Genomic DNA, 13,357 nt, shown 5'->3' on the forward strand with positions numbered 1-13,357 from the left:
ACCGCGCCGGGCCGGTCCGACCCCTGTTCCCAAGGGAGGACCGGCCCGTGATGCCGTCGTTATCGGCCAGTTGGGGCGCGCGGGCCCCGCGCCCTACGCGTCCTCGGCGAGCTCCAGCCAGCGCATCTCCAAGTCGTCCCGGTCCGCGATGAGTTCCCGCAGTTCGGCGTCGAGCTTGGCGACCTTGTCGAAGTCGGTGGAGTTCTCGGCGATCTGGGCGTGCAGACTGCTCTCGCGGTCCGTCATCTTGTTGAGCTGCCGCTCGATCTTCTGCAGCTCCTTCTTCGCGGCGCGCGCGTCCCCGGAGGCCGAGGACTTCCCCGCGGCGGCCGGGGCGGGCGCCGGAGCGGCCGCGTCGATCATCTTCCGGCGGCGCTCGAGGTACTCGTCGAGGCCGCGCGGCAGCATCCGCAGGCTCGCGTCGCCGAGCAGGGCCATGACCGTGTCGGTGGTGCGCTCGATGAAGAACCGGTCGTGCGAGATCACGATCATCGACCCGGGCCAGCCGTCGAGGAGGTCCTCCAGCTGGGTCAGGGTCTCGATGTCGAGGTCGTTGGTGGGCTCGTCGAGGAAGAGGACGTTGGGCTCGTCCATCAGCAGGCGCAGGATCTGCAGCCGGCGCCGCTCACCACCGGAGAGGTCGCCGACGGGCGTCCACTGCTTCTCCTTGGTGAAGCCGAACTGCTCGCACAGCTGCCCGGCCGTCATCTCGCGGCCCTGTCCGAGGTCGACCCGGTCGCGGACGCGCTGCACGGCCTCCAGGACCCGCAGGGACGGGTCGAGTTCGCCGACCTCCTGCGAGAGGTAGGCCAGCTTGACGGTCTTGCCGACGGTCACGGACCCGGCGGCCGGCTGGACCTCGCCCTGGGTGCGGGCGGCCTCGGCGAGGGCGCGCAGCAGGGAGGTCTTGCCGGCGCCGTTGACGCCGACGAGACCGACGCGGTCGCCGGGGCCCAGGTGCCAGGTGAGGTGCTGGAGGAGGGTCTTGGGGCCGGCCTGGACGGTGACGTTCTCCAGGTCGAACACGGTCTTGCCGAGACGGGCGTTGGCGAACTTCATCAGCTCGGACTTGTCGCGCGGCGGCGGCACGTCGGCGATCAGCTCGTTGGCGGCCTCGATGCGGTAGCGCGGCTTGGAGGTCCGGGCGGGGGCGCCGCGGCGCAGCCAGGCGAGCTCCTTGCGCATCAGGTTCTGCCGCTTGGACTCCTCGGTCGCGGCGATGCGGTCGCGCTCGGCGCGGGCGAAGACGTAGTCGCTGTAGCCGCCCTCGTACTCGTGGACGTCACCGCGCTGCACGTCCCACATGCGGGTGCAGACCTGGTCGAGGAACCACCGGTCGTGGGTGACGCAGACGAGCGCGGAGCGGCGCTCCTGGAGGTGCTTGGCCAGCCAGGAGATGCCCTCGACGTCGAGGTGGTTGGTGGGCTCGTCGAGTACGAGGAGGTCCTGGTCGGCGATGAGCAGCTGCGCGAGCGCGATGCGGCGGCGTTCGCCACCGGAGAGCGGGCCGATGACCGTGTCCAGGCCCTGCCCGAAGCCGGGCAGGTCGAGCCCGCCGAAGAGGCCGGTCAGGACGTCGCGGATCTTCGCGTTGCCGGCCCACTCGTGGTCGGCCATGTCCCCGATGATCTCGTGCCGGACGGTGGCCGAGGGGTCGAGGGAGTCGTGCTGGGTGAGCACGCCCATGCGCAGGCCGCTGTTCTGGGTGACCCGGCCGGTGTCGGGTTCCTCCAGCTTGGCGAGCATGCGGATGAGGGTGGTCTTGCCGTCGCCGTTGCGGCCTACGACACCGATCCGGTCCCCCTCGGATACGCCGAGGGAGATGCCGTCGAGCAGGGTACGGGTGCCGTACACCTTGCTGACTGCCTCGACATTGACCAGGTTGACGGCCATCAGGAGCGCTCCAGGGAAGGGGTGTGGATCAGCCCCTCAGCCTAACCCTCCGCGAAGTGCCGGACCGTTCCACCAGCAGCCACCCGCCCAAGGCCATGCCGATCGCGGCGGGCGCGGTGACCGGGAGCGCGATCAGGGTGGCGCTGTGGCCTTCCAGGAGCCCGCCGAGGCCGGTCGTGGAGAGCCCGAGGACGCCCAGGAGGCAGAGCACGGTGCCGAGGGCGGCGCGGGGGCCCGAGCCGGGGCCGGCGCCGCTCGGGGTGCCCGGGCCGCCCGCGGCAGGTGCCTCGCAGCGGCGGAAGACCGCGACGAGTACGCAGGTCAGCGCGGCGGCGGCGAGGAACCGGACCGGTACCTGGGCCCACCAGGCCGCCCCGGCGGGCTCGGGCAGGGCGAGGCCGAGGCCGAGCTGGGCGGCGTATACGGCGAGCATCGCGGTGAGGTGCCAGAGGAAGGCCGTCATGGCGACCCCGTTGGCGGCGACCACCCCGCGCCAGACCCGGGGCCGGGCCAGCCAGGCGGCGGGGGCCCTGAGCAGCTCCACGGCGCCCACGAGCCAGATCCCGTGCGCGAGCAGCGCCAGGGTGGGCGGGGCCATGTTGGAGACCTTCTCCCCCGGCATCCCGACCATGGACAGCGGGTACGGCCCGTACGCCACCAGCAGGACGGCCCCGGCGAGCCCGGCGGCGGCGAGGGCGCCGGGACGGCGGATCCGCCGGTCGGCGCGCAGGAAGCCGAGCTGATGGACGGCGAGCCAGACGAAGGCGAAGTTCAGGAACTCGGCGTACGGGACACCGCCCGCGAAGCGCAGCAGATCGACGGCGGCGGCGGCCGCGGCCAGGGCCCCGAAGGCGGCCCAGCCGTAGCGCTCGTGCAGGGTCAGCAGGGGCGGGGTGAGGGCGACCATCGCGAGGTAGATCCCGATGAACCACAGCGGCTGCGTGACCAGCCGGAACGCGGCCCCGGACAGGCGTCCCCCGCCCCCGCCGAGGAGCTGCGCGGTCAGGGCGACGGCGGTCCAGACGGCGACGAACACGAGGGTGGGCCGCAGCAGCCGCCGCAGGCGGGCCCGCAGGAAGGCGGCGTACACCGGGCCGTCGGCGCGGCGCGCGAGGGAGCGGTAGGACAGGGCGTGCGAGAAGCCCCCGACGAAGAAGAACACCGGCATGACCTGCAGCGCCCAGGTGAGCACCTGGAGCGGCGGCACGACGGCGAGGAGGTTCCCTATGCCGTCGCCGCTGACGGCGGCCATCAGCCAGTGCCCGGCGATGACCGTCCCGAGCGAGGCGACCCGGAGCAGGTCGACGTAGCGGTCCCGGGTGGCGGGGGTGGCATCGGCGATGTCTTGTGCGCTGGCTCCCATGGGGCTACGGTCCCGCGCGGGCGGGGGCCGCAACAGGGCGCGGATACTCAGTCCCCCCTAGGTACCCCGGGGCTCCGCGCCGCGCAGCGGCACACCCGCGGCCGGGCGGGGACGGCACACGGTACGGGCCCCGCCCGGAGGGCTGTCGAGCCGGTCAGAGCAGGGTCGCGCCCGGGGCCGGGCTGGTGGCCGTGTGGGTGCTGCGGCAGGTGCCGGAGGCTTCCAGGGCGGCCGCCACCTTCATCGCGGACTCCGCGTCGCGGACGAGGAAGGCCGTCGTCGGGCCCGAGCCGGACACCAGCGCGGCCAGCGCCCCGGCCTCCGTACCCGCCGCCAGGGTGTCGGCCAGCGCCGGCCGCAGCGAGAGGGCCGCGGGCTGGAGCCCGTTGGCCAGGGTGGCGGCCAGCTCGTCCGGGTCACCGGAGGCCAGGGCCGCGAGGAGGGCCGGGGAGGCCTGCGGGGCGGGGACGTCCGTACCGGCGGTGAGGCGGTCGAACTCGCGGAACACCGCCGGGGTGGAGAGCCCGCCGTCGGCCACCGCGAACACCCAGTGGAAGGTCCCGGCCGCGACCGGGGTCAGGATCTCTCCGCGCCCGGTGCCCAGTGCCGCCCCGCCGACCAGGCTGAACGGCACGTCGCTGCCCAGCTCCGCGCAGATGTCGAGGAGGTCCCCGACCGGGGTCTCCAGACCCCAGAGGGCGTCGCAGGCCAGCAGGGCGGCCGCCCCGTCGGCGCTGCCGCCGGCCATGCCGCCCGCCACCGGGATCCGCTTCTCGATGTGGAGGTGCACGTCGGGGCTCAGCCCGGCCCGCTCCGCCAGGATCTGCGCGGCCCTGGCCACCAGGTTGGTCCGGTCGAGCGGCACCTTGCCGGCGTCCGGCCCGGCGCAGGTCACGGTCAGTTCGGCGGCGGCGGTCGCGGTGACCTCGTCGTAGAGGGAGACGGCCAGGAAGACGTTCGCGAGGTCGTGGAAGCCGTCCGGCCGGGCCGCGCCCACCGCCAGCTGGACGTTGACCTTCGCGGGGACCCGTACGGTGATCGTCCCGCTCACAGCGCGGGCCTCTCCGCGGCGGGCTTGTGCTCGGCGATCGCCGCGAACTCCTCGACGGTGAGGGACTCGCCGCGGGCCTGCGGGGAGACTCCGGCGGCGACCAGCGCCGCCTCCGCGCCCGCCGCGGACCCGGCCCAGCCGGACAGCGCCGCGCGGAGCGTCTTGCGGCGCTGCGCGAAGGCGGCGTCCACGACGGCGAAGACCTCGGCCTGGGTGGCGGTGGTCTTCACGGGCTCGGCCCGGCGCACCAGCGAGACCAGCCCGGAGTCCACGTTCGGCGCGGGCCAGAAGACATTGCGGCCGATGGAGCCTGCCCGCTTGACGTCCGCGTACCAGTTGGCCTTGACCGAGGGGACTCCGTAGACCTTGTTGCCGGGCTTGGCGGCGAGCCGGTCGGCGACCTCCGCCTGCACCATGACCAGGGTGCGCTCGATGCTCGGGAAGCGGCTGAGCATGGTGAGCAGGACCGGCACGGCCACGTTGTACGGGAGGTTCGCGACGAGCGCGGTCGGCGGCGGGCCGGGCAGTTCCCTGACCAGCATCGCGTCGGAGTGGACCAGCGCGAAGCGGTCCTTGCGCTCGGGCATCCGCGCCTCGATGGTGGCGGGCAGCGCGGCGGCCAGGATGTCGTCGATCTCCACGGCGACGACCCGGTCGGCGGCCTCCAGCAGTGCGAGCGTCAGCGAGCCCAGTCCGGGCCCGACCTCGACGACCACGTCGTCCGGCCGGACCTCGGCGGTGCGCACGATGCGGCGCACCGTGTTGGCGTCGATGACGAAGTTCTGGCCCTTCTGCTTCGTCGGCCGTACGCCGAGTACGGCGGCCAGCTCCCGGATGTCGGCCGCCCCGAGGAGGGCCGACATCTCGGGCGGGGCGGTCTCGGACGGGGAGGTCTCCGGCGTACCGGTCGCCGGTACGGCGGGTTCGGGCTGCTGCTCTGCGGTGCTCACCGATAAAGGGTACGGCCGCAGTGTGGCCAGGGACTCGCCCCCCGCTGTACGTAGAGCTTCTTCGCCCGGTACGTCTGTTCCGGGCCCGGAGCGTCCTGCGGGCGGCCGCTGCCGCCGAGCGCCTGCCAGGTCTGTACGTCGAACTGGTAGAGCCCCCCGTACGTGCCCGAGGGGTCCGTGGCGCCGGGCCGGCCGCCCGACTCGCAGCGGGCCAGCGCGCCCCAGTCGAGGCCGTCCGCGCCCTGGACGGAGGTCGGCAGCGGCTTGGTGCCGACCTTGACGAGCTGGCTGACGGGCTCGCGGACGGTCTCCTCGGCGATCTTGCGGGGCTTTTGCCGGACCCCGTTGACGGTGCGCAGGCTGTACGTGGCCCTGCGCGCTCCGGGCCGTCCCGAGCGCTCGACGACTTCGGTGCCGGCGAAGAGGTCGGGATCCTTGACCCGCTCGGTCGCGTACGGGATGCGTTCCTCGCGGATCTCGCGGGTGCCGGTGATGCGGAGCACGGTGACGGTCTGGCCGTCGCGCGGGAAGGAGCCGGCGGGCACGGAGGTGGTGTCCTGGCCGTGGAGGGTGATCCCGGCTTCGTCGAGGGCCTCCTGGACGGTGGCGGCATTGGTGCGGATCGCCCGCTCGCGGCCGTCGGCCATGAAGGTGATGCTGCGTTCGGTGCGGACGGCGAGGGTCAGGCCGGTCCGGGGGACGGGGGCGGTGCGGGGTGCGGAGAGGTAGGCGCCTTCGGCGCGGATGCCGAACTGGCGAAGTGCGCCGTCGACGGTACGGGCGGTGGTCCACACCTCGCGCCGCTGTCCGTCCAGGGTCAGGCTCAGCGGGCGGCCGTAGCGCAGGACGATCTCGTCCCCGTCGTCGAGGACCTGCGCCCCGGCCGGGGCGACGAGGTCGTGGGGGCCGATGCCGAGTCCTTCGGCGGCGAGCAGCTCGTCCACGTCGTCGGCGAAGGTGTGCAGGGTCCGCGGGACTCCGTCGACGGTGAGGCGCACGGCCTTGTCGGCGGCGACGAAGGCGGTGGTGCCGCCCGCCAGGAACGCGACGACCAGGGCCTGCGGCACGATGCGCCGCCAGGTGTCCCGGGGAGCGGGGGCGGCGCTCCGGCGCCGCCTGGGACCGGACGCGGGGGCGGAGCCGGGGCCCGGGACCGCCGGCGCGGGCACCGTGCCGAGTCCGCCCCGGCGCCGTCCGGTCCCCGCGGGGGCCGTTCCGGCCGGGGCGCCGGCGGTGTCCGGGGGCGCCGCCGGCGCGGTGCGGCGCCGGCGGCCGGTGGCCGGCGGCTCCGGCTCGACTGCGGGGCCCGGGGCGGGACCGGCCGGGGCGGGGGTCCGGCCGCGTGCCCGGCGGCCCGCCCCGGGCTCGGCGGCCGTCCGTCGCCGCCCGCCGCCGCGTGGCGCCGGCACCGCGGGCTCGGAGTGCGCTCCCGGGTCCGGGTCCCGGTCCGCGTCCGGGTGCGGGAGCAGGTCCGGGCCCGAATCGGCCGCCGGGCCCGGGAAGGGATCCGCGTCCGGGCCCGCCCCCGGATCCGCGTACGGATCCACGTCCGGGCTCGCTCCACGCCCCGCGTACGGATCCGGGACCCGGTAGGGCCCCGGTCCGGCGGCCGGGTCCGGGGCCGCCGCCCCAGGGCCCGGGTACGGGTCCGCGTACGGGTCCGCGTAGGGATCCATCAGGTCCGGATCCATCAGGTCCCGGCCCGCGCGCGGGGCGAGGAACGGGTCCGGGCCCGGTTCCGCGGCCGGGTCCGGGGCCGCGGCCCAGGGGTCGCGTCCACCGGCCGGCCAGGCCACATCGCTCATCGCGCTCGCTCCACTGGTCCGTCCGGCTGCTTCGGGCACGGCACCCTAGCGGAGCGGCCGTCACGCTACAAAGCCGGACGGCTACGGAACGTGGCGAACGGGTGAGGTGGTGGCCCGGAGGCGCTCAGTAGGCGAAGGCGCGGGCCGTGTTGGCCGCCAGTGCCGTCGCCATGGCGTCCTCGTCGAGGCCGCGGACGGCGGCCATCGCCCGTACGGTCAGCGGGATGAGGTACGGCGCGTTGGGCCGTCCCCGGTACGGGGCCGGGGTGAGGTACGGGGCGTCCGTCTCCACGAGGACCAGCTCCAGCGGGGCCACCGCGAGGGCTTCGCGCAGGGGCGCCGCGTTCTTGAAGGTGACGGTCCCGGCGAAGGACATGTAGTAGCCGGCGGCGGCGCACTCCCGGGCCATCTCCGCGTCTCCGGAGTAGCAGTGGAAGACGGTCCGCTCGGGGGCGCCCTCCTCGCGCAGGACGCGCAGCACGTCCGCGTGCGCCTCGCGGTCGTGGATGACCAGGGCCTTGCCCTGCCGCTTGGCGATCTCGATGTGTGCGCGGAAGGAACGCTCCTGAGCGGCCATGCCCTCCGGGCCGGTCCGGAAGTAGTCGAGGCCGGTCTCGCCGACCGCCTTCACGTGCGCGAGGGCGGCCAGGGCCTCGATCTCGGCGAGCGCGTCGTCGAGGGCCGCCTCGCCGCCGCCCGTCCGGGCGCCCTGCCGCGACCAGCCGTCGGGGTCCCCGTGCACGATCCGGGGGGCTTCGTTGGGGTGCAGGGCCACGGCCGCGTGGACGTTCTCGTGGGCGGCGGCGGTCTCGGCGGCCCAGCGGGAGCCCTTCACGTCGCAGCCCACCTGGACGACGGTGGTGACCCCGACGGAGGCGGCCTTGGCGAGGCCCTCCTCGACGGTGCCGGACTGCATGTCCAGGTGGGTGTGGGAGTCGGCGACCGCCACCCGGAGCGGTTCGGGCAGCGGGGGCGGCGCGTCGTTCGGCGTACTACGGCTCATGCGGCCGATCTTATGACCGGCGGAAGAGCCCCAGCAGCCGGGCCATCAGGCCGGGCCGTTCCACCGGGACCGGTCCGGGGGCGTCGTGCAGGGAGGCCTTTCGGGGCTTGGGGGCTCTCGCGGTGTACCCCGCGGGCACCGGGCCGGCGATCCCCGGGGCCGCGCGGTGGTGGTAGAGCTGGTCGAGCATGCCGATGACCGACTTGACCTGGCCCTCCCGCATGATCCGCACCACGTGGCCGCCGCAGTTCATGCAGGTCGGGTTGGACAGGGGGGAGGGGACCCGCTCGCCGTCCGCCGTGTAGACGATGAACGGCATGCCCCGGCCGTCGGTGTGGTGCTCGATCTCGTATCCCTGCTCCCACCCGTACCCGCACTTCATGCAGGCGAAGGAGTACGCCTCGTGCACGGTGGGCACGGCCGCGGGAGCGGGAGCCGCGGCGGCGGCGGCTGCCGGAGCGGTGACGGTAGAAGCGGAGGGTACGGAGACGGGTTGGGGTTCGGCGATCTCACTCATGCCAGCTCCTCTTGTTCCACTGGTGCCATAGCCAGTGGACGCCTCTTCGGGCGGGAGCGCATCAGGCCCTGTCCAGTGTTGGACGGTCCTTGGGCGAGTCATGCCCAAAGCGCCCGGTGCGCGGTCTGAGCTTTGCTTTTCAGGTTAGCTCTTTACCGTCTCACGGCGACTTTTGTGCCGCGTTCTTTGCCGCGACCACGGCGTCGAACACCTCTCGCTTGGGTAGCCCGGCCTCGGCCGCGACCGCCGCGATGGCCTCCTTGCGCCGCTCCCCCGCCTCCTCGCGCACCCGTACCCGGTTCACCAGCTCCTCGGCGTCCACATCGCCGGGGGCCGCGGCCGGGGCTCCCTCGACGACCACGGTGATCTCCCCGCGCACGCCTTCGGCGGCCCAGGCGGCCAGCTCGCCGAGCCCGCCGCGCTTGACCTCCTCGTAGGTCTTGGTCAGCTCGCGGCAGACGGCGGCGCGCCGGTCGGCGCCGAAGACCTCGGCCATCGCCGCCAGGGTGTCGTCGAGCCGGTGCGGCGCCTCGAAGTAGACGAGGGTGCGGCGTTCGGCGGCGAGCTCGCGGAGCTTGCCGAGGCGCTCGCCGGCCTTGCGCGGAAGGAAGCCCTCGAAGCAGAACCGGTCGACCGGCAGCCCGGAGAGGGCGAGCGCGGTGAGGACGGCGGAGGGCCCGGGGACGGCCGTGACCTTGATGTCCTTCTCCACGGCGGCGGCGACGAGCCGGTAGCCGGGGTCGGAGACCGAGGGCATGCCGGCGTCCGTCACCAGCAGGACGCGCTTGCCCGCCTCCAGGGCCTCTACCAGTTCGGGGGTGCGCGCGGACTCGTTGCCCTCGAAGTACGACAGGACGCGCCCGGTGGTGTACACGCCGAGCCCCTGGGTCAGCCTGCGCAGCCGCCGGGTGTCCTCGGCGGCGATCACGTCGGCCCGCTCCAGCTCCGACGCGAGCCGCGGCGGGGCGTCGGCGAGGTCGCCGATGGGCGTCCCGGCGAGGACGAGGACGCCCACTCCGTGCACGTCGGAGGGGGCCGGGGCGGGGGCTTCGGCGGAGCGGGGCTGGTCAGTGGTCACCACCCCATCCTCTCAGCCGCCCCAACCGCCGCGCCCCACACTCCCGTCCCCCTGGGTCCGGCACAGGGTCGTTCCCTACGATGTGCCGGTGACCAGTACCGCGACGCCGCCGCCCAGCCCTGCGGGGGCCCCGCCCGCCACCGAGGCCGGGCCCGGCCCGGACCCCGCCGACCAGCCGTCCGCCTGGCTGCGCCGCCTGCGCGGCTTCGGCTACGTTCCGCCCGCCGGGGCGAAGCGGCAGTCGGAGGTGCGCACCCGCCTGGTGCCGCCGTACGCACGGCCCTCCGCCCAGCTGTGGGCGCAGCTGGGGATCGGGCCGGCCTCCGCGGAGCGCTGGGAGCGGGTGCTGGCGTGGGCCGGACCGCTGCTGGTGGCGCTGGTCGCCGGGGTGCTGCGGTTCGCCCACCTGGGCACTCCGAAGGCGGTGATATTCGACGAGACGTACTACGCCAAGGACGCCTGGGCCACGGTCAAGCAGGGCTACGAGGCGAGCTGGCCCAAGGACATCGACAAGTCGATCCTCGCCAATCCCGACGGGGTCTCCCTCCCGCTGGACCCGGGCTACGTCGTGCACCCGCCGGTCGGCAAATGGGTGATCGGCCTGGGCGAGTGGATGTTCGGCTTCGACCCGTTCGGCTGGCGGTTCATGACCGCACTGCTCGGCACCCTCTCCGTACTGATGCTGTGCCGGATCGGGCGGCGGCTGTTCCGGTCGACGTTCCTGGGCTGCCTGGCCGGTCTGCTGCTGGCGGTGGACGGCCTGCACCTGGTGATGAGCCGGACCGCCCTGCTCGACCTCGTGCTGATGTTCTTCGTGCTGGGCGCCTTCGGATCGCTGGTGATCGACCGGGACAAGGTGCGGGCCCGGCTCGCGGCGGCGCTCCCGGTGGACGAGGAGGGGCGGACCCGCCCGGACGCCCGGATCGCGGAGACGCTGAAGCTGGGCTGGCGCCCGTACCGGCTGCTGGCCGGGGTCAGCCTGGGCCTGGCCTTCGGCACGAAGTGGAACGGCCTGATCGTGCTGGCCTTCTTCGGCGTGATGACCGTCCTGTGGGACGCGGCCGCCCGCCGCACGGCGGGCGCGGGCACCCCGTACGCGGCGATGCTGCGCCGCGACAGCTGGACCGGCTTCCTCTCCCTCGTCCCGGTGGCGATCTCCGTCTACGTGGCCTCGTGGCTCGGCTGGATCCTCTCCCCCGACAACGGCAAGGGCGGCTACTTCCGCGACTGGGCCGCCAAGAACGACCAGCACAGCTCGCTGTCCTTCCTGCCGGAGTGGCTGCGGAGCCTGTGGCACTACGAGACGGAGGTCTACAAGTTCCACGTGGGCCTGACCTCGGGCCACACCTACGAGTCGAACCCGTGGAGCTGGCTGGTCCTGGGCCGTCCCGTCTCCTACTTCTACGAGTCCCCCGCACCCGGCACGGACGGCTGCCCGGCGACGGAGACCGCCAAGTGCGCGCGCGAGGTGCTGGCGCTCGGTACGCCGCTGCTGTGGTGGACGGGCTGCTTCGCGCTGCTGTACGTGCTGTGGCGGTGGTTCTTCCGCCGCGACTGGCGGGCGGGCGCGATCGCGTGCGCGCTGGGCGCGGGCCTGCTGCCCTGGTTCAACTACCAGGAGCGGACCATCTTCTTCTTCTACGCGGTGGTCTTCGTCCCGTACCTGTGCCTGGCGGTGGCCATGATGATCGGCGCCCTGCTGGGCCCGGCCGGCTCCTCGGAAAGGCGCCGCGCCCTGGGCGCGGTGGCGGCGGGCGTGCTGGTGCTCCTGATCGTGTGGAACTTCATCTATTTCTGGCCGATCTATACGGGACAGACCATCCCGATGGATTCCTGGCAGAACCGGATGTGGCTGGACACCTGGGTCTAGCGGGGCGGGTGATCCCTGATGTCCCGGGGCAACCAAAACCCCTGAACCGTTTGTCTGTTCGACGTAAGGTCTGCTCCACGGCCGCATTGAACGTGTTCAGCGTTCAAGGGCCGGGGGTCGGGACGGACGGGGAACGGGGAGCGGGATGAACGGGGCTGCGAAGGGTGCCATCGTCGGCGGGGTCTTCCTCGCGATGGTGGGCGGGGCGGGGTACGGGGTGTACGCGCTGGTGGGGGACGCCGGCGGGAGCGGCTCCGCGAGCACGAGAGCGAGCGCGAGCGGCCCGGCGGCGGCCGCCAAGGGCAGCGGGCCGGTCAGCGACGCGGACGCCGCGGCGACCGCCAAGGCGTTCTTCGCCGCGTGGACGGCCGGGGACGCCCGGGCGGGAGCCGACCTGACGAACAATCCGGCGGAGGCGCAGGGCGCCCTCGGCGACTTCACGGCCAAGGCCTACGTGTCCAAGGTCGCGATCACCCCCGGCACGCAGACCGGGACCACGGTGGCGTACTCCGTCGCCGCGGAGGTCACCTACGAGGGGGTCACCAAGCCCCTCGCCTACGAGTCCAAGCTGACCGTGGTCCGCGGCAACACCACCGGGCTGCCGCTCGTCGACTGGCAGCCCTCGGTGCTCCACCCGCAGCTCCAGAAGGGCGAGAAGCTGCGCGGCGGCGCCCCGGCCAACCCTCCGGTCAAGGCCGTCGACCGCAAGGGCAGGGAGCTGACGGCCGAGAAGTACCCGTCGCTGCGCCCGGTCCTCGACAGCCTGCGCAAGACGTACGGGGAGCGGCAGGGCGGCAAGAGCGGCGCCGAGCTGTGGATCGAGCCGGTCGCCCAGGAGGCACCCCGGCGGACCCTGCTGACGCTGGTCGAGGGCGAGCCCGGGGAGATCGGGACCGTCCTGGACGCGGACGTCCAGGCGGCGGCCGAGAAGGCGGTCCTGAAGTTCCCGCAGGCCTCGGTGGTCGCCGTCCAGCCGAGCACCGGGAACATCCTGGCCGTCGCCGACCACCGCGGGGACGGCTTCCCCGCGTCCCTCAGCGGTGCCCGCGCGCCCGGCTCCACGATGAAGATCGTGACCGGCGCGATGCTGCTCGACCGGGGTCTGGTGGCGGCGGACAAGGTCGCCGAGTGCCCGGCGCAGGTGCAGTGGGAGGGCAAGACCTTCACGAACCTGAAGGGCTTCAAGCTCGACGGCGAGACCTTCGCGACGAGCTTCGCCCAGTCCTGCAACACCGCCTTCATCAAGCAGATCAAGCCGGTCCACGACGACGACGCGCTCCCGAAGGAGGCCCGTGAGGTCTTCGGCATCGGCGAGGGCATCGAGTGGAAGGTCGGCGTGCCCACCGTCGACGGGAAGGTTCCGGACGCGACCGGTCCGGCGGCGGCCGCCGCGTACATCGGCCAGGGGCAGATCCAGATGAACCCGCTGACCATGGCCTCGATCACGGCGACCGCCCGCACCGGGGTCTTCCGCCAGCCGGTCGTCGTCAAGGCCTCGCTGGACGGCCGCGAGATCGCGAAGGCCACCCGGAGGATGAAGCCCTCGGTGGCGGCGCAGCTGGTGCGGATGATGAGGCTGACCGCCACCGCGGGCACGGCCCGGAATGCGATGTCCTCGGTCCACGGCTCCGACAAGGGCGCGAAGACCGGCTCCGCGGAGGTGGACGGGGCACAGAACCCGGACAGCTGGTTCACCGGCTTCAGCGGGGACGTGGCGGCCGCGGCGATGGTCGAGGGCGGCGGCCACGGCGGCGACGCGGCGGGCCCGATCGTGGCGGCCGTCCTGAACGCGGGCTGACCGGGGGCGGGGCGGGGGCCCGGCCTCGC

At 73.8% G+C, this 13,357-nt stretch carries 10 protein-coding genes; 2 read left to right on the forward strand and 8 right to left on the reverse strand.

Going from position 1 to position 13,357, the window contains the following annotated elements:
- Positions 1 to 93 precede the first annotated feature (93 nt).
- From ACFYM0_RS08125 to rsmI, 8 genes are all read right to left on the reverse strand, one after another.
- On the reverse strand, positions 94 to 1,893 hold the full coding sequence (locus ACFYM0_RS08125; protein ID WP_388497960.1) for an ABC-F family ATP-binding cassette domain-containing protein: 1,800 nt from the start codon (positions 1,891 to 1,893) through the stop codon (positions 94 to 96).
- A gap of 28 nt (positions 1,894 to 1,921) precedes the next feature.
- Positions 1,922 to 3,256: an acyltransferase gene (locus tag ACFYM0_RS08130; protein ID WP_388497963.1), complete on the reverse strand. Its 1,335-nt coding sequence runs from the start codon at positions 3,254 to 3,256 to the stop codon at positions 1,922 to 1,924.
- Between the two features lie 154 nt (positions 3,257 to 3,410).
- Positions 3,411 to 4,307, reverse strand: a complete 897-nt coding sequence (locus tag ACFYM0_RS08135) for a 4-(cytidine 5'-diphospho)-2-C-methyl-D-erythritol kinase (RefSeq protein ID WP_388497965.1) — start codon at positions 4,305 to 4,307, stop codon at positions 3,411 to 3,413.
- On the reverse strand, positions 4,304 to 5,170 hold the full coding sequence (gene rsmA / locus ACFYM0_RS08140) for a 16S rRNA (adenine(1518)-N(6)/adenine(1519)-N(6))-dimethyltransferase RsmA (protein WP_388498495.1): 867 nt from the start codon (positions 5,168 to 5,170) through the stop codon (positions 4,304 to 4,306). Before rsmA ends, ACFYM0_RS08135 begins: the two co-directional genes overlap by 4 nt.
- 83 nt (positions 5,171 to 5,253) lie before the next feature.
- Positions 5,254 to 6,426 carry a ubiquitin-like domain-containing protein gene (locus ACFYM0_RS08145; protein ID WP_388498498.1) on the reverse strand — a complete coding sequence of 391 codons (1,173 nt, stop codon included), beginning with the start codon at positions 6,424 to 6,426 and terminating at the stop codon, positions 5,254 to 5,256.
- A 760-nt stretch (positions 6,427 to 7,186) separates the two neighbouring features.
- Positions 7,187 to 8,065, reverse strand: coding sequence for a TatD family hydrolase (locus tag ACFYM0_RS08150; RefSeq protein ID WP_327253116.1), 879 nt, complete (start codon positions 8,063 to 8,065; stop codon positions 7,187 to 7,189).
- 10 nt (positions 8,066 to 8,075) lie between these two features.
- Positions 8,076 to 8,447, reverse strand: coding sequence for a hypothetical protein (locus ACFYM0_RS08155; protein WP_388498500.1), 372 nt, complete (start codon positions 8,445 to 8,447; stop codon positions 8,076 to 8,078).
- 295 nt (positions 8,448 to 8,742) lie between these two features.
- The gene (gene rsmI, locus ACFYM0_RS08160) at positions 8,743 to 9,606 is read right to left on the reverse strand and encodes a 16S rRNA (cytidine(1402)-2'-O)-methyltransferase (protein ID WP_388498502.1); all 864 of its coding nucleotides are present in this window, start codon (positions 9,604 to 9,606) and stop codon (positions 8,743 to 8,745) included.
- A 142-nt stretch (positions 9,607 to 9,748) separates the two neighbouring features.
- Between rsmI and ACFYM0_RS08165 the strand changes: the two genes are divergently transcribed.
- On the forward strand, positions 9,749 to 11,530 hold the full coding sequence (locus ACFYM0_RS08165) for a dolichyl-phosphate-mannose--protein mannosyltransferase (protein WP_388497968.1): 1,782 nt from the start codon (positions 9,749 to 9,751) through the stop codon (positions 11,528 to 11,530).
- A gap of 145 nt (positions 11,531 to 11,675) precedes the next feature.
- Entirely contained in the window at positions 11,676 to 13,328 is a 1,653-nt protein-coding gene (locus tag ACFYM0_RS08170) for a penicillin-binding transpeptidase domain-containing protein (RefSeq protein ID WP_388497970.1), read from the forward strand.
- Positions 13,329 to 13,357 lie beyond the last annotated feature (29 nt).

It is taken from the genome of Streptomyces sp. NPDC006487 (genome assembly GCF_042870555.1).
In the GTDB taxonomy this organism is placed as follows: Bacteria; Actinomycetota; Actinomycetes; order Streptomycetales; family Streptomycetaceae; genus Streptomyces.

What these genes read in the sequence shown, in the direction of transcription:
- ACFYM0_RS08125 (WP_388497960.1), bottom strand. Translation starts at nt 1,893, where the DNA reads ATGGCCGTCAACCTGGTCAATGTCGAGGCAGTCAGCAAGGTGTACGGC.
- ACFYM0_RS08130 (WP_388497963.1), bottom strand. Translation starts at nt 3,256, where the DNA reads ATGGGAGCCAGCGCACAAGACATCGCCGATGCCACCCCCGCCACCCGG.
- rsmA (WP_388498495.1), bottom strand. Translation starts at nt 5,170, where the DNA reads ATGTCGGCCCTCCTCGGGGCGGCCGACATCCGGGAGCTGGCCGCCGTA.
- ACFYM0_RS08150 (WP_327253116.1), bottom strand. Translation starts at nt 8,065, where the DNA reads ATGAGCCGTAGTACGCCGAACGACGCGCCGCCCCCGCTGCCCGAACCG.
- ACFYM0_RS08155 (WP_388498500.1), bottom strand. Translation starts at nt 8,447, where the DNA reads ATGAAGTGCGGGTACGGGTGGGAGCAGGGATACGAGATCGAGCACCAC.
- ACFYM0_RS08170 (WP_388497970.1), top strand. Translation starts at nt 11,676, where the DNA reads ATGAACGGGGCTGCGAAGGGTGCCATCGTCGGCGGGGTCTTCCTCGCG.